Consider the following 18,410-nt stretch of genomic DNA (forward strand, 5'->3'; position numbering starts at 1 on the left):
AACACCTCTGTCGAGAACCCAGGCAGAGGCGGAGGATAGGCGTTTGCGTCAGTAGGGTTTAAGCGCCTTATTCTGCCGATGAATGAAAGGCTTTTTCAGCGAGAAATTCATGATAAATAACAGGGGCGGAATCACAGCAAAAATCATCCGATCCATTATTACTCTGAGGTGGGCGGCGCTATCGATTATTGCTATTGAACTCTTCAGGCGTACCCCGCAAAGCGGCCAGATTATCCACACCAACGCTGGGCCATAAAAAACCCTGCAAACCCAAAACACCGGCATGCCTGAGCTTATTAAAATACTCCTTCTTCTCTATGCCGCAGACAATCACCCCCTTGCACAGCAGGTTGATATTCTTTAATAGCGAGTCTATGACTACGTCATATCCCTCGTGGGTAAACAGCTGCCAGTAAAAATGTTTGTCGATTTTCACATAGTCGAACAGGCCGTCATACAATGCGGTCAATGTCGCCTGCCCCGAACCAAAATTATCCAGCCACAGAGTGAACATTTCGCTTAGCCGGCTGACCTTGGTATTGTTCTTTCCCGCCGAAAGATTCGGAAAAGCCTCACTGATCTCAAATGCAATAAACGACCACTGCCGTAGGCGTTGACACAGCAGCTCGTCAGTGAGGATCGCATCGACAAGGGTTTCTTCGATATTGAGGGTCAACAGCACGTCGTGCTCGATAAACCAACTGGCATATTGCTCCGCCAGTCTCAATTGCTCATTAAATAACTCAATCCTTTGATCAGGGGTCAATAACGTAATCCCAATGTCAGCCGGCATAGCTAAATCACCGTCCAGGCTATTGAAACGGCATAAAATTTCCACCGCCATCAGCCTGCCGTCCATTGAGTAAACAGGTTGAAAAACATAGCTACTAATAAAGTCAGCTTCGAATTGAATTTTCATTTTAATGCCACAGGCAGAATGGCGAGCAGCTCATCGTATATCAATATATTTTATCGATCAATCCCCCTGGGATTAATCGGAAATATCAATGTAATTACCAATAAGTTATCATTTAATTGATAGATTAAAGCTATGCGTAGTTCGCAAAAAAATGAATAAAAAACAATTTAACTTATGACAAGATCAGAACGGAACGAATGAAATTGAGAGGCATTTAACTTAGGTGATAGCGTAATGCTTAAAATTTGACTTATCTCCATTGTTTTAATTAAAGAAATTCCTATCAGCCTGGAAACCTGTCCTTGGCACTCAACGCAATTACGCCCCAATTCCCTAACAACTGATTAAATTTAATAACACATCAATTCACTGCGCTATTCTCAGCATTGAAACAACCAAAAAATGCCCACCTTGATTTTTAGCGAATTTATGCTGAGCCTGCATTTACGACTTTTTTGACGATGAGATACAACAACAAAGTAGGGGCCACACGGCGTAAAAAAGGATGAGTTGCCTCATCCCAGGATAGTCGCAGCCTGAATGTTATTTAATCGTCTCGGCCAACCATTGCCGCAGTTCAGCCAACTCGGCGGCATGATCGGGAAACTGCGCGATCAAACTATCGCAACAACTTACCACAGCCTCACTGCGGTAGGCACATCCCACCAGCCTTTGCGCCAACTGTTGCAACGGCGCAGGGTTAAGGCTATCGGTAAAAATCTGCGCCCTGTCAATGGCTCCCTTTTCCACATCAAAGAAGATATCCACCCCGCCCCAGGCAAAGCGCTCATTCAGCAAATGGCTAAATGCAGGCGCTTTGCCGAAATTCCATTCCCAGCTGCTTTGCCTGGCGAACTGCGCGGCAAAATCAGGCAGATCCGGATAAACATCCGGAGAGATGATTTCCGCCCTGGCGGTATCGCCATAATGGTCAAAGAATGCCTGAGTCACGGCATCGCATATCTGTTGGTGGTTGATATCGGGCCGGAAATCCGCCAGGTTGGCGACGCGAGAACGAACTGAGGTGATGCCCTTGGCCTGCAATTTTTTGGGGTCCGGGTTGAGGTAGTCCGCCAGACGGTTTAGATCGGCGTTCAGTAATAACGTGCCATGGTGAAACCCGCGATCCTGAGTTTCACGGTAGGCCGAGCCGGATATTTTACGCACGCCCTCTGCGGTGTCGATCACCAGATCATTGCGCCCTGATGCCGTGGCAGAGATCCCCAGTTGAGCCAGTGCCGCCAGAATAATGCCGGTGGACACGTTTTTATCGTAGCCGGGTTTACCTGCCATAAAGGTAAAACAGGTATTGCCCAGGTCGTGAAATACCGCTCCGCCCCCGCTGCTGCGCCGTGCCAGCCGGATCCCATCTTGCTCCATCCGTCGGGTGTTGCACTCTTTCCACGGGTTCTGCGACTGGCCAATGACCACGGTTTCGGCGTTGCGCCATAAGAACAGGATTTTCTGCGTGGTCATCTCGCGGAAGATGCACTCTTCCACGGCCAGATTGAACCAGGGATCGTAGGAGTCGGAAATCAGTAAACGTAGGCTATTCATGGCGGTCACCGTTAAGGACGTGATGCCGCCATGATACACCGAATCAAAGGGTTAAGGTTAAATGCGCCGCGCCTGCCAATAGGCTCGCTTCCAATAGACATTGTCCAGCGAGGAACGAATGACGCCGCGGCTGGTTGAGGCATGGATAAATTGATCGTTGGTATCGTAGATACCCACGTGTAAACCATTTTCACCCGCGCCGGTTTTGAAAAACACCAGATCGCCCGGCATCAATTCATCACGCGAGACTTTGGTGCCGAGCTCGGTTTGCTCTTCGGTAGAGCGCGGCAATTGCATATCGAAACGGTCACGGAAGGTGCGATAGACAAATCCTGAGCAGTCGACGCCGCCGCGATCCATCCCGCCGTAACGATATGGCGTGCCGTACCATTGCCGCAGTTGCTCGTTCAATTGAGCCACCACCACGATCGAGTCGGCCAACCGGCCGCTTGGCGGCGGCGCATGGCTGCTGCAACCGGCAAGAATTAAACTGGCTAATAAAAACCAAACACGCATCCGCATAATATCCCTTCATTGAACCCGTTGCCGCATCATGCCGCCCGGTCAACCACACCGCCAGCGAGGCAAAGTCGGCACCACGTTAGGAGAGAGCTATTTGGCGCTAATTTATCTCCCGCATGGGGAAAAAGGCAAGCACTGTGAAGGAGATAATCGCGTTGACGCCAATTTTTGCGCTATTGGGCCGTTTTTACCCCAGCCTTGCTGTTAATCAGCCACACCCCAAACAGGATAAACAGCGTTCCCAGCGTTTTCAGCAGGGTAGCGGATTCATTAAACCAGGGCAGGATCACCGCAGCCAGATACACCAGAGCATAACTGACGCTCAACAGCGGATAAGCGCGATTGAGCGGCAAATGATGCAGCGCAAAGAACCAGCACAGCATCGACAACGCATAGCCAAAGATACCGCAACCCACAGCCAGCAGCGGCAACCAGTAATGCATGAGCAGCGCCAATGTCACGTCGGCGAACGACATCAGCGGGATCTGCGCCATGCCCCACTTCATCAACAGTTGCGCCAACGTCACCAACAATACGCTGGCAGCGCCCCAGGCATAGCCCCTCATGGGTGTACACTCATCAACAGTATCCCCAGCATAATGGACGCTACGCCACACCAATGGCGCAAGGTGGTCGGTTCCTGAAACAGCCAGCGGGCAGCCAGCGTCACCAGCACAAAATTCAGGCTGAGCATCGGGTACGCCAGGCTGAGCGGCAAACGTTGCAACACGTTGAGCCACACCGCCATGCCGGCCCCCAGCAGCAACACCGCCAGCGCCAACCAGCGCAGCGTCGGCCCTCGTCTGACCTCCGGCGGCAATTGCCAGCACAGAGCGGCCTGTTTCTGGCACAGCTGCCCACCGCAGGTGAGCAGACTGACCACAATCACCAACAGGTAACCGATCATCATGGTTGCTGTTGATACCAAACCAGCGCCAGGCGGTTCATCTCAACAATCTTGTCTGCGGTCGGTAAGTTTTTTGGCACGTGATCCCCTCTCGACAATTGCAATACCAGCGAGACATCGCCCTGCTTGCGCGCCTGTGCCAACCACTGAGGGAAATCTTCATCGCTGATGAAATGGCTGCGGGCATCCGGGTAGTCCAGACCATAAGACACTTCGCCCTTTTCGCTGAACATCAGCACGTCGCTGCGCTTCAGTTCCCAGGCCAGGCCGGCGGCGACCCCCACGCTGTCTGTCAGCACATAGCGGCTATGGCTTAATTCTGCCATGTTCACCCGTGTGAAGTTTTGCGGCAACTTGGAATCGGTCACCTGTTGCGGAATCGCATAGCCAATCAGCAGGCAAAGCAGCAACGGACAGGCGGCAGCCCAGTGCCAACGGCGTGCATTATCACGCACCGACACCACGGCGAACAGTAACCACCCGGCAAAGGCGATAATGCCGATCACTATCTTCGGCCATTCCTGGGCGCTAAACAAATGCACCTTGGGCAACAGACCAGTACCGATAATCAATAGCGCCAATACGCCGATCGCGCCAAACAATCCGTTCAGCAGCGCATTGACTTTGAATGCCTTGCTGCGCAGTGCCGCCGCATAATCCTCGGCATAGGCCGCCATCAACAGCGCCAGCGGTGCCATGCACGGCAGAATATAGGTCGGCAGCTTACCCTTGGCGATGCTGAAGAAGATCAGTGGCATCACTACCCAACTGAGCAGGAAAAACAGCTCCGGGCGATTGATGCGTTCACGCCAGCCCTTGATCAGCGCCCCTGGCAGCAGCGCCGCCCACGGCAACACCCCGGCAAACAGAATCGGAATGTAGTACCAGAACGGTGCCTTATGCTGCGCATTGTCCTCGGCGAAGCGCTGAATATGCTCCACCCAGAAGAAGTAGTTCCAGAAGTCCGGTTCTCTCTGGGCAATGGCCAGCGCCCAAGGCAAGCTGAGCAACACCGCCACCACTATCGCCACTGGGCCGTAAATAAGAAGATCTTTAATCCGCCGTTGCTGAATGACAATCGGGATCACCGCAATCACCGGCACCGCCAGCGCCAGGAACCCCTTGGTCATAAAGCCCATGCCGCAGGCCACCCCCAGCAGCGCGTAACCGCCCAGCTTGCCTTTGACCGTGGTGGCTTTCAACGTCAGGTAATAACTGACCATCGCCGCGGCCAACCACAGTGAGATCATCGGATCCAGTACGCTGTAGGTACCGATGCTGAACACCAGTACCATCGACAGGAAAATCAGCACCGCCAGGCTGGCGCGGCGCGCATTGCGCCACATCAGCATCGCCAGCGCAAAGACCAACAGCGCAGTCATGCCGGTGCTGAATACCGAGCCGAAACGCACCGCAAAGTTGGTCTCGCCAAACAACCATTGGCTGATGTTGTTAAACCAGTAACCGGCTACCGGTTTTTCAAAATAACGCAGGCCAAGCAGATTGGGCACTACCCAGTCGCCGCGCTGCAGCATCTCGCGGCTGATTTCGGCATAACGGGTTTCATCAGGCTGCCACAGCAGGCGACCATTGAGGGGAATCAGGTAAACCAGAGCAAAAAAAATGGCCAGCAAGATGGCCCATGATCCTTTTAGCGCCTTCATGAATCGTCCTTCACATCGGTTTGACAACCCAGCCAACCTTCGCGGCCGGGGAAAGGAGCGCGCTTGATGCGGCCCAATGGCAATGAAGCCAAATCGTGCGGCAGCAGTTCGCTCAACGGACAGAATGCTATGCCCTGTCGTTGCGCGCGCTGCAGTAACTGTTCGAACATCGCTGCCTGCGACATCCCTTCCACTTCGGTATGAATGGTATACACCGGCACGCCCTGGTCGTTTTCAATGGCTTGCAGAATGTAATCGTTGAAGTCGGCCATACTGACTTCACTGCCAATCACCTCGTCAAAAGTGGGCAACGTAACCGGGATTTGCACGGTGCCGAGACGGCCATCGCTTAACTGCGGACGAAATGGATGGGTGCCCCGGCAGTCGCTGTTGTAGTGAAAACCGAAACGCTGCTTCACCTCCAGTACCCGCGTATCCGCACGCCAGCCGGCGACCGCCGAGCATTTTACCGGCTGGCCGGTACTGGCGGTTAGCGCATCCACGCCCCGTTGAACCTGCTGCGTCAGTTGCGCCTCAGACCAGCGGCCGACGTTCGCCTGCCAACCCTGATGATCCCACGCGTGCAGCCCCACTTCATGCCCGGCCTCGGCGGTACGTTTCATCAACGGCCCCAGAGTGCGGGAAATATTGCGCCCCGGCCAGGCGGTACCGGCCAGCAGGATATCCCAACCGTACAGTGACGCGGCGTTCGAACGCAGCATTTTCCACAGGAATTTCGGACGTAAAAGGCGCCACAGATGGCGCCCCATATTGTCCGGTCCTACGCTGAAGAAGAAACTGGCCTGAATACCGTACTTGTCGAACAGCTCCAGCAACTGCGGCACCCCTTCCCGGGTACCGCTGAAGGTATCTACATCAACTCGCAGACCGACTTTCTTCATTCACCTTTACCTTCCTGAACGGTAGTGCGCAGGAAGTAATCCAACGTGTCTGCAACGGTCTGCTGCATCGCAATGGTCGGCTGCCAACCCAGCAGGCGGCGGGCATTCTTGATGCTCGGCGTACGGTGCTCGACGTCCTGATACCCTTTGCCGTAATAGCTGCTGCTTTCTACATCCTTGAAACCGGCAAACGGCGGGAAGCTGTCGCGCAACGGGTGATTGTTGAAACTCTCGAGCAGCATTTCCGCCAGTTCACGGATGCTGGCCTCATTGGTCGGGTTACCGATATTGACGATCTGACCGTCACACAAACCGTCGCGGTTTTCGATAATGCGGAACAGCGCTTCGATACCGTCGTTGATGTCGGTAAAGCAGCGTTTTTGCGCCCCGCCGTCCATCAGTTTGATCGGCGAACCTTCCACCAGATTGAGGATTAACTGGGTGATAGCGCGTGATGAACCGATACGCGCCGCATCCAGATTGTCCAGGCGCGGCCCCATCCAGTTAAACGGACGGAACAGCGTGAACTTCAATCCTTCCTTGGCGCCGTATGCCCAGATCACCCGGTCCAGCAACTGCTTGGACACCGAGTAAATCCAGCGCTGTTTGTTGATCGGCCCGACGATCAGACGCGAATGGTCTTCATCAAATTCTTTGTCATCGCACATGCCGTACACCTCGGAGGTGGACGGGAAGATAATGCGCTTATTGTATTTCACACAGTCGCGGACGATTTTCAGGTTTTCTTCGAAATCCAACTCGAATACGCGCAGTGGGTTGCGGGTGTATTCGATAGGCGTCGCAATGGCCACCAGCGGCAACACCACGTCGCATTTCTTGATGTGATACTCGATCCACTCGGAGTGGATGCTGATATCCCCTTCCACAAAGTGGAAGCGCGGGTTATCCAGGAAACGGCTGATGGCATCAGAGCCGATATCCAGACCGTAAATGTCGTAACGATCGTCACGCAGCAGGCGTTCGGTCAGGTGATTGCCGATAAAACCGTTAACGCCCAGGATCAACACGCGAGTTCTGCGCTTCATGACTGCATTCGGCTTGGCGGCCAGGCGCACATCGGTCACGATACCCATTTCCTGCGCCAGGCGGCTGCCCTGCACGTACAGACCGGACTCGTTTTGCCCGGCAACGATTTCCAGCGCGCCTTCACCGCAAGCGATGATCAGCGGCGAGGTGCTAAGCACTGTACCCGGTTGTTTATCATGCTGGGCATCCAGCACGCGGGCGCGCCAGACGATCAGCTTACGTTGGCCAAGGTAGCTGAATGCGCCAGGGTAAGGCTCGGTGACCGCACGGATCAGGTTGTCGATTTCCTGCGCGGATTTATGCCACAAAATTTCACCGTCTGCGGCTGTGCGGCGGCCAAAATAGCTGGCGTCGGCTTCATTTTGCGCAGTGAATGAGGCGGTGCCGTTTTTCAGTTTAGGCAGTTCATCTTTCAGCAGCGCCTGTGCCGCTTCCAGCACTTTTTTGTGTAACGTCAGCGCCGTATCCTCAGCGGCGATCGCCACTTTACGCTGACCAACGATATCCCCGGCATCCGGGCGCTTGACCATTTTGTGCAGCGTGGCGCCGGTTTCGGTTTCGCCGTTGACCAGCGCCCAGTTCACCGGCGCACGGCCGCGGAAGCGCGGCAGCAACGAACCGTGCAGATTGAACCCGCCAAGCGGCGCCAGCGAAAGGATCTCATCGCTTAACAGGTTGCGGTAATAGAATGAGAAAATCACGTCCGGTTGCATCTGACGGATGCGCTCGATCCACAACGGGTGGTTAACGTCTTCCGGCGCATAGACCGGCAGCTCCAATTCAGCGCCTAAACGGGCTACAGAGGAGAAGAAATTGTTCTCACCAGGATCGTCGGTATGCGTAAATACCGCCTGAACGTCATAGCCTGCGTCAGTCAGCGCTTTCAAACCCGCGCAGCCAATATCATGGTAAGCAAATACAATAGCTTTCATCATTCTTCTTCCTGAGTATTGTGAACCGGCTGTTCACCGACCACTTTCTGAACAAAATAACGAGGGCGAGCGCGTACGTCGGTATAAATACGACCTATGTACTCTCCCAACAGACCCATGCCGACAAATTGAGCACCAATAAAGGTAAACAGCACCGCAAACAGCGTGAACACCCCACCGCCCGACCATTCGGGCCCCATAATCAAACGCAGGGCGATCAGCACTACCGCCAGCACAAAACCCGAGAGCGCCACCACGCTGCCTACAACGCTGAGCAAACGCAGCGGTGTCGTCGTCAGGCAGGTGAGCAAGTCGTACATCAGGTTAATCAACTTCATCAGGCTGTATTTGGAATCGCCAAACTCGCGTTCAGCGTGCAGCACGTCGATTTCGGTGGTCCGTCGGGCGAAGGTGTTCGCCAGGATCGGGATAAAGGTGCTGCGTTCGTGGCAGTTCAGCATGGCTTCGATAATATGGCGGCGATAGGCGCGCAACATGCAGCCGTAATCGCCCATCGATTTGCCGGTAGCACGTTGGATCATCATATTGATAATGCGTGAGGCGCTTTTGCGGAACCAGGAGTCCTGGCGGTTGGCACGCACGGTGCCCACCACGTCATAGCCCTCTTCTGCGACCCGTACCAGGCGCGGGATCTCTTCCGGCGGGTTTTGCAAATCGGCGTCCAGCGTAATCACCAGATCGCCGCTCACCTGATTGAAGCCGGCCATGATTGCCGAGTGTTGGCCGTAATTACGGTTCAGCAAAACGGCAATCACGCAGCTGCCCGGCTGCTCTGCCGCGGCGGTCAGCATATCGGCTGAGTTGTCGCTGCTGCCGTCATCGACCAGGATAATTTCATAAGGTTGAGTCAGTTGTTTACAGGCGGCGGTAGTACGCTCAAGCAAGGCAGGCAAACTTTCCTGCTCGTTGTATACCGGGATCACCACCGAAACTTTTTTTATCGGTTCAACGCGAGACACGTAACGACTCCACAACAGAAGATAAGGCGTTGACCACGCGATCAACATCGCCGTCGGTCATATCAGGGAATAACGGTAAGGTGCACAGACGCGCCGAGTTCCATTCAGTGTTCGGCAACGACAGCTGCGGATAACGTTCGCGGTAAAACTTCTGGGTATGGGCAGCGCGGAAATGCAGGCCGGTGCCGATGCCCAACGCTTTCAGGCGCTCCATCAGTTGGTCGCGATCGATGCCGCAACGTTCGGCATCAACACGCACCATAAACAGATGCCAGGCGTGATCATGCGGGTAATCAGGCTGCCCCAGCGGCTGGAAAGGCGAACCTTCCAGCGCGGCCAAATAACGCTGGGCCAGCGCTTTGCGACGGGCGTTCAACTGCGGCAGACGAGCTAACTGCACGACAGCTATGGCCGCGTGAATATCCGAAAGGTTGTATTTGTAGCCCGGTTCCACCACCTCTGCCTGCGGCTTGCGCCCCAGTTGTTGGCGATCGAAGGCGTCAACCGCCAGTCCGTGGAACTTCAGGCAACGTACGCGATCGGCCAGCGCATCGTCGTCGGTGGCAATCAGGCCACCCTCGGCACAGGTCAGGTTTTTAATCGCATGGAAGGAAAAAATTGCCGTGCCGCGTGCGCCGACCCACTCGCCGTTGTAACGGGTACCCACCGCATGGGCAGCATCTTCGATCAGGGGGAGGTTGTGGCGCGTTGCCACATCGCGCAAAGCGTCCATCTGCAGCGGCGCACCGGCGTAATGCACCGGGACAATGGCTTTGGTTTTAGCCGTAATGGCCGCTTCGACATCGGCGGCACTGACCATCAGCGTATCGCGATCAACATCAATCATCACCGGCGTCGCGCCAAGCAATTCAATCATATTGAGGGTGGAAACCCAGGTTTGCGAGGGCGTGATAACCTCATCACCCGGGCCAATGCCCAGCGCCATCAGGGTGATGTGCATGCCCGCAGTGGCGGAACAAACGGCTATGGCGTGTTTACATCCGAAGGTGGAGCAGAACTCGTTTTCCAATTGCTGATTCTGCGGGCCGGTGGTGATCCAGCCGGAGCGCAATACCTTTTCTACCGCTGCGATCTCTTCATCGCCAATGGCCGGGCGAGAAAAAGGTAAAAATTCATCCATAGTTAACCCCAAACTCATCAAATTTCTTTAATGACACTGTAGATCTCTTTCATTTAACGAATATTAAACGCCAGAGAGAATCGTTCCTGGTGGATTAGCTGCCAATGTACGGCCCCAAGCTTAACTAAACCTTAAGGTAAGATTAATTATCAGTTGGCTATCAGGTTTAAGGGACTTATCATCAAGGCATAAATAATTCATTAAAATCAAATGATTATATTTATAAATAATTACTTACTTATTTTATTTGAACTAAATCAGCGTAGCACGTCAGCGACGGTTTTCAATGTGGGGGAGTTAATTTAAAAGAGAAAAAGAAATAACGGCCTATGGTTAGCCGTCTATTTATATCGGGTCCGTTTAATTTACGTTTAAGTCGATTTTCGCGCTACGCCGTCTTGGTCATGATCCAGCGCTGATCGCCAACCGCCTGCAGATGAAAGTCGACGTCATAAATCTGTGAAAGCAATACCGGTTCCATCACTTCTCGCGTAACGCCCTGCGCGACCAGCCGACCGGCGTGCAACAGCCAAACCCGATCGGCCTGCTGCAAAGTGTGATTGAGATCGTGGGCGCAAACCAAAGCGCTACGGCCGCTCTGGCAAAACTCGCGCAGCAGGCGATCCAGTGCCACCTTCTGCGCCACGTCCAGACTATTGGTCGGTTCGTCCAGCAGCAACAGTTGGCTGTAGGGGTTAACCGTCGGCCACACCTGAAGCAACACCGCCGCCAGCCGCACCCGTTGCCATTCACCGCCGGAAAGCTGAGTCAGCATGCGTGGCAACTTATCCATCAGCTTTAAACGTTGGCAAAGATAGAGAATGGTGCTCTCCACCGCCGCTTCAGCGGCGCCCGCCGGTTGGTGTAACGCCAGGTATTGGAACACGGGCATCAACGCGACAGGCGGCTGCTGCTGGCTTAAGTAAGCGCGGCGCAGCGCCAGTTCACTTCCCTGATAGCCGGCCAACGGTTGGCCCGCCAGCAAGAGTTCTCCTGAACCGGGCAGCATGCCCGCCAACCGAGCCAGCAGCGTGCTTTTACCGGCGCCGTTCGGGCCGATGAGGTGATACTGCAACCCAGCATCAACCTGCGCTGAAAACGGGGCTAAACGCCCTTCTACCCCAACCTGACTGAGCTGCAGCATGATGGATTACCGCTCCTTGTTATCCGGCCAACGCCTGTTTGACAGCGGTCACCAGCGCCGGATCTTCCGGCGTCGTGTCCGGCGAGAAACGCTCGATCACTTGGCCATCGCGCCCAATCAGGAACTTTTCAAAGTTCCACAGGATATCGCCGGTTTGCTTCGGCGCACGGCCTTTGCTGCTCATACGCGCCAGGAACTCGCTGCCCTCTGGCGCGACCGCCTGCGGTTTTGCGGCAATCAGCGCCTGATACAACGGATGGCGGTCGTCGCTGTTCACTTCAATTTTGGCGAACATCGGGAACTGTACGCCGAAGGTCCCGCGGCAAAATGCCAGGATCTCTTCATTGCTGCCGGGTTCTTGCCCCAGGAACTCATTGGACGGGAAGCCCAACACCTCAAACCCCTGTGCGCGATAGGTTTCGTATAACGCTTCCAGCCCTTCATATTGCTTGGTCAAGCCACATTCAGACGCCACGTTAACCACCAACAGCGCTTTGCCTTCATATTCGCCCAGGGTGGTGGATTGATTTTCGATAGTGTTTACCGGAATGTCATAGATAGGTTGAGACATAGCTTTATCCTCTTGTTTTGTTTGCAGGTGAACAGAAGAAACTACCTTACGCTTTTTACCCGGGTCAGTAACCAGATAAATAACGGTGCTCCGAGGGTGGCAGTTACCACCCCAATGGGCAATTCTGCCGACAACAGGGTGATACGCGCCACCACATCAGCCGCCAGCAACACACCGCCACCGGCCAGCGCGCATCCGGGCAGCAGGTAACGCTGGTTGGTCAGACCGCTGAGGCGCAGCATATGCGGGATCACCAGTCCGACAAAACCAATCACCCCGGCCAGCGCCACACTGACGCCCACCAACCAGCCAATCGCCAACACCAGTAGGTTGCGCCACAGATGCAAAGAGAGCCCGAGCTGACGCGCCTGAATCTCCCCCAGGGCCATAAAGTTCAGCGCCTTGCCTTGGCAACACAACCAAAGCAGCACCGGCAACAGGGCCAGCACCAACCACTTTTGCCGCCAGTCAACACCGCCAAACCCGCCCATCATCCAATACATCAGTTGGCGCAGATCCAGGCTGGAACTGAAGTACACCGCCCAGGTCATCACCGCGCTGCAAACGATGCCCAGCGCAACCCCCACCAACAGCAAGCGCGCATTGGTTAACCGCCGGCGGCGAGCAAAACTGAGCAGCAGAAAAGTCATGATTAACGCGCCGACGATGGCGCTCAAGCTCATCAGCGCCACCGGCAGCAAACCGTTGCCCAGCAACACCGTCAGCACCAGCGCCACGCCGGCGCCGTTCGCGACGCCCAACAGGCCCGGCTCGGCCAAGGGGTTTTCGAACAACGCCTGCATAACCGCCCCAGCCACCGCCAGGCTGGCGCCTACCAGCATCACCGCCAGCGCACGCGGCAGCCGCAACTGCCAGACGAACAGCTGCGCGGGCTCGCTAAGCCACTGTGAGGGCCAGAGCCAAATGTCACCGGCACTGAGGCTGAAAACAAAAGCCACCGCAACGCCCAGCATCAACAACCACAGATGGCGCTTGTCGCGAGTGCGTTGGTTTTGGAGCAATAAAGAAAAGGTTTGGCTGGTCAGCATTGGCGCGGCGATTCCCTGCAGGCCGTATTTACGGCCGAATAATTGACGTCTGGGTCAAATATTAGGGGGTTAGCGCCAGAAGGGGAAGCATTGCATAAGCACTATGACAGGAAAACGGCGGCTGCACCTGCCCGTCACCCACAGGTGATGGCAAAAGCAGCCGCTGTAAAATTAATTAAGGGCGCGGGCCATTGCCGTTCGGCGGATAGGGTTCGCCATTGCCGTGACCGTTACCGCGACCATTATCATTGCCACGGCCTTGATCGTTACTGCGGCCCTGATCGTTACCACGACCATTGTCACGGCCGCCATTGTCATGACGGTTGCCGTTATCATGATTATCGCGTTCGCCACGGAACGGATTACCGTCGCGATCCGGGCCACGGTGCTCATAACCACGCGGTGGCTTCGGTTGCCAGCGGCCTCCATCCCAGTACATGCCATGGTTATTCCGCTCGCCCATACCGCGGCCCTGATGAGCATGCCACCACTGCGGCGGACGCCAGTCGTAACCATCCCAATAATAGCCCCGGCGGTCCTGATCGCCCAGATGTACCGAAACGCCCGGCACGTTGATATCAATAGAGACATCCGCCTGCGCAGCCACCGGCAGCAGCAACGGTAAACAAACCAGCAACAGGAACTTTTTCATTTTATGTTCTCACTTTATTTTCTCGCTTGAGTGGTTATATCAGCGCATTTATTTAGCGCCTATCTCACCAATGCCTATTTTCAGATCGTTTTCATCTCCCTTACGAAATCCATACACTCCGGCCCTGCCGTTTAATTAATATAATTACTGACAACCTTTAACGAATAACTGACGTACGTATCGCCACCAGGCTATTTATAATTAAGCCAACAACCACCGGAGAGACATTATTATGATTAAGCGCATTGGAATGCTATTGACCGTTGCCGTACTGGCTTCAGCGCTCAGCGCTTGCTGCTTCGGCCCGCACGGCGGCGGGCACCGTGGCGGCGGGCCGGGTCACTACTATAATCATTATTAACCGTCAGGGGCCTCGGCCCCTTTTTTTTTATTCAAAAAAACAATTAATACTAAATAGCCATAAGAATAATCCGCAACGAGAATATTATTTTAGCTTGAACGAGAGGGATTAATATCACCACCTGAAAAATCTCGTGGCGGTATAAGTTAAGAATAAACCTAATTTAACTCGGAAAAAGAAAAAGGCCGCAAAGCGGCCTTTTTGGTTTCATGCGACTTACTCTTTCGGGCTGGCGTTCTCTACCCGACTTTTCAGCTTTTGTCCCGGACGGAAAGTGACCACGCGGCGCGCCGTAATCGGAATGTCCTCGCCGGTCTTCGGGTTACGCCCAGGACGTTGGTTCTTGTCACGCAAATCAAAATTGCCAAAACCTGACAGTTTAACCTGCTCACCGTTCTCGAGAGCACGACGCACCTCTTCGAAAAACAGTTCTACCAGGTCTTTGGCATCCCGTTTGCTAAGCCCAAGCTTTTCAAACAGGTGTTCTGACATTTCAGCTTTAGTAAGCGCCATAGGTTCAATCCCTCAAGGATGCTTGGAATCGCTGTTTTAGAGCCTCTACGCATCTTGCAACGGTAGCGGCTATCTCCTCTTCTTCCAGTGTACGAGCGGTATCCTGCAATACCAGACTGATAGCCAGGCTCTTATCACCCTCCGCTACGCCCTTGCCACGGTACACATCAAACAAGTTTACGCCAACTACCTGATTTGCGCCAACTTTCTTACACTCTGCCAAAATATCTTCTGCGGCGACGTTTTCAGCCACCACAACGGCGATATCGCGGCGGTTTGCCGGGAAGCGAGAAATCTCCCGCGCCTGAGGCACGGCGCGGCTTGCGACCTTGTTCCACTCCAGTTCGAACACCACTGTACGGCCGTTAAGATCCAGTTTACGTTCAAGTTCCGGATGAACCACACCGATGAAACCTACGCGTTCGCCCTGTAAATAAATCGCCGCGCTTTGCCCAGGATGCAATGCCGGATTGGCCTCGGCTTTGAACTGAATTTCGGATAATTTACCGGTCAGCTCGAGTACCGACTCCAGATCGCCTTTTAAATCATAGAAGTCGACCGGCTTACGCGCCAGATCCCAGTGTTCTTCATGCGTATGGCCCGCAATCACCCCTGCCAGCATGACATCCTGACGGATGCCCAGATTTGCCGCAGTATCAGGCACAAAGCGCAACCCGCTTTCAAACAGGCGCAGGCGGCTTTGCTGGCGATTCTGGTTATACACCACCGCAGACAGCAGGCCGGTCCACAATGACAGACGCATAGCCGACATCTCTACCGAGATTGGGCTTGGCAGGATCAACGCCTCTTCGCCCGGGTGCAGCAAGGCCTGCACTTTAGGATCAACGAAGCTGTAGGTGATCGCTTCCTGGAAACCGTGATCGACCAGCAGAGTTTTCACGCGTTTCAGCGTCAGATCGGCTTCGCGGTGCTTGGTCATGACCAGATCGGCACGTACCGGCACGTCAGGAATATTGTTGTAGCCATAAACGCGCGCGACTTCTTCAACCAGGTCTTCTTCGATTTCCATATCGAAACGCCAGCTCGGCGCCACCGCCAGCCAGTTATCGCCCTGCTCGGTCACCTGACAACCCAGACGGCGCAGAATATCGCTCACCTGCTCGCTTGGTACCGCATGACCAATCAAACGATCCAGCTTTTCACGGCGCAACGTAATAGTGGCGCGCTTCGGCAGTTCGCTTTCGGTGGTAACATCAATAACCGGGCCCGCCTGGCCGCCGCAGATATCAATCAGCAGGCGGGTAGCGCGCTCCATCGCCTTGTACTGCAGCGCAGGGTCAACGCCACGCTCATAACGATGTGAAGCGTCGGTGTGCAGGCCCTGACGACGCGCGCGGCCGGTAATCGACAGCGGGCTAAAGAAGGCGCACTCCAGCAGCACGTCCTGGGTCTCGTCATTCACCCCTGAATGTTCGCCACCAAAGATGCCGCCCATCGCCAGCGCTTTTTGGTGATCGGCAATCACCAGGGTGTCTGCATTCAGTTTGGCTTCGTTGCCGTCCAGCAGAGTCAGGGTTTCCCCTTCTTCGGCCATACGCACCACGATACCGCCTTCAATGCGGCTCAGGTCGAAGGCGTGCATTGGCTGACCCAGTTCCAGCAGCACGTAGTTGGTAACGTCAACCACCGCGTCAATGGAACGGATACCGCAACGACGCAGTTTCTCACGCATCCACAACGGGCTGGCGGCCTTGACGTTGATGCCTTTGACTACGCGACCGAGGTAACGCGGGCACGCCTGCGGTGCGTCAACGCGGATCGGCAACGTATCATTGATCGTGGCGGCAACCGGGCTCATGTCCGGTTCGGTGAGCGCCACCTGATTCAGCACGCCAACATCACGCGCTACGCCGATGATGCCCAGACAGTCTGCACGGTTAGGCGTTACGCTGATTTCGATCGTGTTGTCGTTCAGCTTCAGGTATTCACGGATGTCGGTGCCAATCGGCGCATCTTCCGGCAGCTCGATAATACCGTCGTGATCGTCGGAAATACCCAATTCGGAGAACGAGCAGAGCATGCCTTCAGAAGGCTCGCCGCGTAATTTGGCAGCTTTGATTTTGAAATCGCCCGGCAGCACTGCGCCCACGGTGGCAACGGCCACCTTCAGGCCAGTCCGGCAGTTCGGCGCGCCGCAGACGATATCCAACAGGCGGTCGCCGCCCACGTTAACCTTGGTCACCCGCAGTTTGTCCGCATTTGGATGCTGACCGCATTCAACCACGTGGCCAACCACCACGCCGTTGAAGACGCCGGCTATCGGCTCCACGCCGTCCACTTCCAGGCCGGCCATGGTGATTTGATCGGATAATGCTTCGCTGCTGATGGCCGGGTTTACCCACTCGCGCAACCAGAGTTCACTGAATTTCATGTGATATTCCCGCCTTACTTAAACTGTTTGAGGAAACGCAGATCGTTTTCGAAGAACGCGCGCAGGTCGGTGACGCCATAACGCAACATCGTCAAACGCTCCATGCCCATGCCGAAAGCAAAGCCGGAATAGATTTCCGGGTCGATGCCCACGTTGCGCAGAACGTTCGGATGCACCATGCCGCAACCCAGAACTTCCAGCCACTTGCCGTTTTTGCCCATGACGTCCACTTCAGCGGACGGTTCGGTAAACGGGAAGTACGACGGACGGAAACGAACCTGCAAATCCTCTTCAAAGAAGTTATTCAGGAAATCATGCAGCGTGCCCTTCAGGTTGGTGAAGCTGATGTCTTTGTCGACAATCAGGCCTTCCATCTGATGGAACATCGGGGTATGCGTTTGGTCGTAATCGTTACGGTAAACGCGACCCGGCGCAATAATGCGAATTGGCGGCTGCTGGTTCTTCATGGTACGGATCTGCACGCCGGAAGTCTGAGTGCGCAGCAGGCGCGTGGCATCGAACCAGAAGGTGTCGTGATCGGCGCGCGCCGGGTGGTGCCCTGGAATGTTCAGCGCGTCGAAGTTATGATAATCGTCTTCAATTTCCGGCCCGGTCTCGACTGAAAAGCCCAGTTCGCCAAAGAAGGCTTCGATACGATCGATGGTGCGGGTCACTGGATGCAGCCCGCCGTTTTCCATACGACGGCCTGGCAGGGAAACATCAATAGTCTCTGCAGCCAGACGCTCGTTCAGCGCAGCGGATTCCAGCGTGTTTTTACGCGCGTTCAGCGCATCCTGCACCGCCTGTTTTGCCTGGTTGATCACCGCCCCGGCCGCCGGGCGTTCTTCCGCCGGCACGTCACGCAGCGATTGCATCTGCAAGGTAAAATGGCCTTTCTTGCCTAAATATTCGACGCGTACCAAATCCAACGCGGCAACATCCTGGGCATCTTCTACGGCTGCTTTAGCATTGGCAACCAGCTCTGCGAGATGTGGCATTGCTTTCCTCTTCCTCTGGCCGGTATGGCCCTAAGTAATGACTGATAATTGTATGTTATCTGGCCTATGTCATACCCACAGGATTTCAAGCTACAGCCAGGCGGCAAGTGGGTGAATCCCCGGGAGCTTAGATAACTAAGTGACTGGGGTGAACACACG

At 54.8% G+C, this 18,410-nt stretch carries 18 protein-coding genes; 1 reads left to right on the top strand and 17 read right to left on the bottom strand.

Annotation, left to right across the window (positions count from 1 at the left end):
* Positions 1-178 precede the first annotated feature (178 nt).
* From ACUTSW_RS05130 to ACUTSW_RS05195, 14 genes are all read right to left on the bottom strand, one after another.
* Positions 179-919: an EAL domain-containing protein gene (locus ACUTSW_RS05130; RefSeq protein WP_063197626.1), complete on the bottom strand. Its 741-nt coding sequence runs from the start codon at positions 917-919 to the stop codon at positions 179-181.
* Positions 920-1,462: 543 nt separating this feature from the next.
* Positions 1,463-2,476: a lipoate--protein ligase A gene (locus tag ACUTSW_RS05135; RefSeq protein ID WP_445583857.1), complete on the bottom strand. Its 1,014-nt coding sequence runs from the start codon at positions 2,474-2,476 to the stop codon at positions 1,463-1,465.
* Positions 2,477-2,533: 57 nt separating this feature from the next.
* A complete protein-coding gene (locus ACUTSW_RS05140) occupies positions 2,534-2,998 on the bottom strand; it encodes an NlpC/P60 family protein (RefSeq protein ID WP_004943635.1) in 465 nt (154 codons plus the stop codon).
* A gap of 173 nt (positions 2,999-3,171) precedes the next feature.
* On the bottom strand, positions 3,172-3,564 hold the full coding sequence (gene arnF, locus ACUTSW_RS05145; RefSeq protein ID WP_004943631.1) for a 4-amino-4-deoxy-L-arabinose-phosphoundecaprenol flippase subunit ArnF: 393 nt from the start codon (positions 3,562-3,564) through the stop codon (positions 3,172-3,174).
* Positions 3,561-3,908, bottom strand: coding sequence for a 4-amino-4-deoxy-L-arabinose-phosphoundecaprenol flippase subunit ArnE (gene arnE, locus ACUTSW_RS05150; protein ID WP_062870629.1), 348 nt, complete (start codon positions 3,906-3,908; stop codon positions 3,561-3,563). Before arnE ends, arnF begins: the two co-directional genes overlap by 4 nt.
* Positions 3,905-5,569: a lipid IV(A) 4-amino-4-deoxy-L-arabinosyltransferase gene (gene arnT, locus ACUTSW_RS05155; protein WP_445583858.1), complete on the bottom strand. Its 1,665-nt coding sequence runs from the start codon at positions 5,567-5,569 to the stop codon at positions 3,905-3,907. Before arnT ends, arnE begins: the two co-directional genes overlap by 4 nt.
* Positions 5,566-6,471, bottom strand: coding sequence for a 4-deoxy-4-formamido-L-arabinose-phosphoundecaprenol deformylase (arnD, locus tag ACUTSW_RS05160; protein ID WP_004943624.1), 906 nt, complete (start codon positions 6,469-6,471; stop codon positions 5,566-5,568). The genes arnT and arnD overlap by 4 nt, the downstream gene beginning before the upstream one ends.
* A complete protein-coding gene (gene arnA, locus ACUTSW_RS05165; protein WP_445584446.1) occupies positions 6,468-8,450 on the bottom strand; it encodes a bifunctional UDP-4-amino-4-deoxy-L-arabinose formyltransferase/UDP-glucuronic acid oxidase ArnA in 1,983 nt (660 codons plus the stop codon). The genes arnD and arnA overlap by 4 nt, the downstream gene beginning before the upstream one ends.
* Positions 8,450-9,430 (bottom strand): undecaprenyl-phosphate 4-deoxy-4-formamido-L-arabinose transferase, encoded by a 981-nt coding sequence (arnC, locus tag ACUTSW_RS05170; RefSeq protein ID WP_006324910.1) that lies wholly within the window; start codon positions 9,428-9,430, stop codon positions 8,450-8,452. Before arnC ends, arnA begins: the two co-directional genes overlap by 1 nt.
* Positions 9,417-10,571: a UDP-4-amino-4-deoxy-L-arabinose aminotransferase gene (arnB, locus tag ACUTSW_RS05175; protein WP_062870627.1), complete on the bottom strand. Its 1,155-nt coding sequence runs from the start codon at positions 10,569-10,571 to the stop codon at positions 9,417-9,419. Before arnB ends, arnC begins: the two co-directional genes overlap by 14 nt.
* 388 nt (positions 10,572-10,959) lie before the next feature.
* Positions 10,960-11,715: a vitamin B12 ABC transporter ATP-binding protein BtuD gene (gene btuD, locus ACUTSW_RS05180; RefSeq protein WP_062870626.1), complete on the bottom strand. Its 756-nt coding sequence runs from the start codon at positions 11,713-11,715 to the stop codon at positions 10,960-10,962.
* Positions 11,716-11,734: 19 nt separating this feature from the next.
* Positions 11,735-12,286 carry a glutathione peroxidase gene (locus tag ACUTSW_RS05185; RefSeq protein WP_445583859.1) on the bottom strand — a complete coding sequence of 184 codons (552 nt, stop codon included), beginning with the start codon at positions 12,284-12,286 and terminating at the stop codon, positions 11,735-11,737.
* Positions 12,287-12,327: 41 nt separating this feature from the next.
* On the bottom strand, positions 12,328-13,335 hold the full coding sequence (gene btuC / locus ACUTSW_RS05190; protein WP_004943610.1) for a vitamin B12 ABC transporter permease BtuC: 1,008 nt from the start codon (positions 13,333-13,335) through the stop codon (positions 12,328-12,330).
* A gap of 175 nt (positions 13,336-13,510) precedes the next feature.
* Positions 13,511-13,987: a DUF2502 domain-containing protein gene (locus tag ACUTSW_RS05195; RefSeq protein ID WP_445583860.1), complete on the bottom strand. Its 477-nt coding sequence runs from the start codon at positions 13,985-13,987 to the stop codon at positions 13,511-13,513.
* Between the two features lie 232 nt (positions 13,988-14,219).
* Between ACUTSW_RS05195 and ACUTSW_RS05200 the strand changes: the two genes are divergently transcribed.
* Positions 14,220-14,348, top strand: coding sequence for a hypothetical protein (locus ACUTSW_RS05200; RefSeq protein WP_013812635.1), 129 nt, complete (start codon positions 14,220-14,222; stop codon positions 14,346-14,348).
* A gap of 216 nt (positions 14,349-14,564) precedes the next feature.
* Here ACUTSW_RS05200 and ihfA read toward each other — a convergent pair whose 3' ends face one another.
* The 3 genes from ihfA to pheS are packed head-to-tail and all read right to left on the bottom strand — an operon-like array spanning position 14,565 to position 18,251.
* Positions 14,565-14,861, bottom strand: coding sequence for an integration host factor subunit alpha (ihfA, locus tag ACUTSW_RS05205; RefSeq protein WP_004943604.1), 297 nt, complete (start codon positions 14,859-14,861; stop codon positions 14,565-14,567).
* 4 nt (positions 14,862-14,865) lie between these two features.
* The gene (gene pheT, locus ACUTSW_RS05210; RefSeq protein ID WP_434462945.1) at positions 14,866-17,253 is read right to left on the bottom strand and encodes a phenylalanine--tRNA ligase subunit beta; all 2,388 of its coding nucleotides are present in this window, start codon (positions 17,251-17,253) and stop codon (positions 14,866-14,868) included.
* Between the two features lie 14 nt (positions 17,254-17,267).
* Positions 17,268-18,251, bottom strand: coding sequence for a phenylalanine--tRNA ligase subunit alpha (gene pheS, locus ACUTSW_RS05215; protein WP_004943598.1), 984 nt, complete (start codon positions 18,249-18,251; stop codon positions 17,268-17,270).
* Positions 18,252-18,410 lie beyond the last annotated feature (159 nt).

The organism is Serratia sp. TSA_198.1, from assembly GCF_052686505.1.

Bases quoted from the DNA above. Each gene is read 5' to 3' on its own strand.
- pheS (WP_004943598.1), bottom strand. From the start codon at position 18,251: ATGCCACATCTCGCAGAGCTGGTTGCCAATGCTAAAGCAGCCGTAGAA.
- ACUTSW_RS05135 (WP_445583857.1), bottom strand. From the start codon at position 2,476: ATGAATAGCCTACGTTTACTGATTTCCGACTCCTACGATCCCTGGTTC.
- ACUTSW_RS05130 (WP_063197626.1), bottom strand. From the start codon at position 919: ATGAAAATTCAATTCGAAGCTGACTTTATTAGTAGCTATGTTTTTCAA.
- ihfA (WP_004943604.1), bottom strand. From the start codon at position 14,861: ATGGCGCTTACTAAAGCTGAAATGTCAGAACACCTGTTTGAAAAGCTT.
- arnA (WP_445584446.1), bottom strand. From the start codon at position 8,450: ATGAAAGCTATTGTATTTGCTTACCATGATATTGGCTGCGCGGGTTTG.
- arnD (WP_004943624.1), bottom strand. From the start codon at position 6,471: ATGAAGAAAGTCGGTCTGCGAGTTGATGTAGATACCTTCAGCGGTACC.
- ACUTSW_RS05195 (WP_445583860.1), bottom strand. From the start codon at position 13,987: ATGAAAAAGTTCCTGTTGCTGGTTTGTTTACCGTTGCTGCTGCCGGTG.
- arnE (WP_062870629.1), bottom strand. From the start codon at position 3,908: ATGATGATCGGTTACCTGTTGGTGATTGTGGTCAGTCTGCTCACCTGC.
- btuC (WP_004943610.1), bottom strand. From the start codon at position 13,335: ATGCTGACCAGCCAAACCTTTTCTTTATTGCTCCAAAACCAACGCACT.
- ACUTSW_RS05140 (WP_004943635.1), bottom strand. From the start codon at position 2,998: ATGCGGATGCGTGTTTGGTTTTTATTAGCCAGTTTAATTCTTGCCGGT.
- pheT (WP_434462945.1), bottom strand. From the start codon at position 17,253: ATGAAATTCAGTGAACTCTGGTTGCGCGAGTGGGTAAACCCGGCCATC.
- arnB (WP_062870627.1), bottom strand. From the start codon at position 10,571: ATGGATGAATTTTTACCTTTTTCTCGCCCGGCCATTGGCGATGAAGAG.
- btuD (WP_062870626.1), bottom strand. From the start codon at position 11,715: ATGCTGCAGCTCAGTCAGGTTGGGGTAGAAGGGCGTTTAGCCCCGTTT.
- arnT (WP_445583858.1), bottom strand. From the start codon at position 5,569: ATGAAGGCGCTAAAAGGATCATGGGCCATCTTGCTGGCCATTTTTTTT.
- ACUTSW_RS05185 (WP_445583859.1), bottom strand. From the start codon at position 12,286: ATGTCTCAACCTATCTATGACATTCCGGTAAACACTATCGAAAATCAA.
- arnF (WP_004943631.1), bottom strand. From the start codon at position 3,564: ATGAGGGGCTATGCCTGGGGCGCTGCCAGCGTATTGTTGGTGACGTTG.
- ACUTSW_RS05200 (WP_013812635.1), top strand. From the start codon at position 14,220: ATGATTAAGCGCATTGGAATGCTATTGACCGTTGCCGTACTGGCTTCA.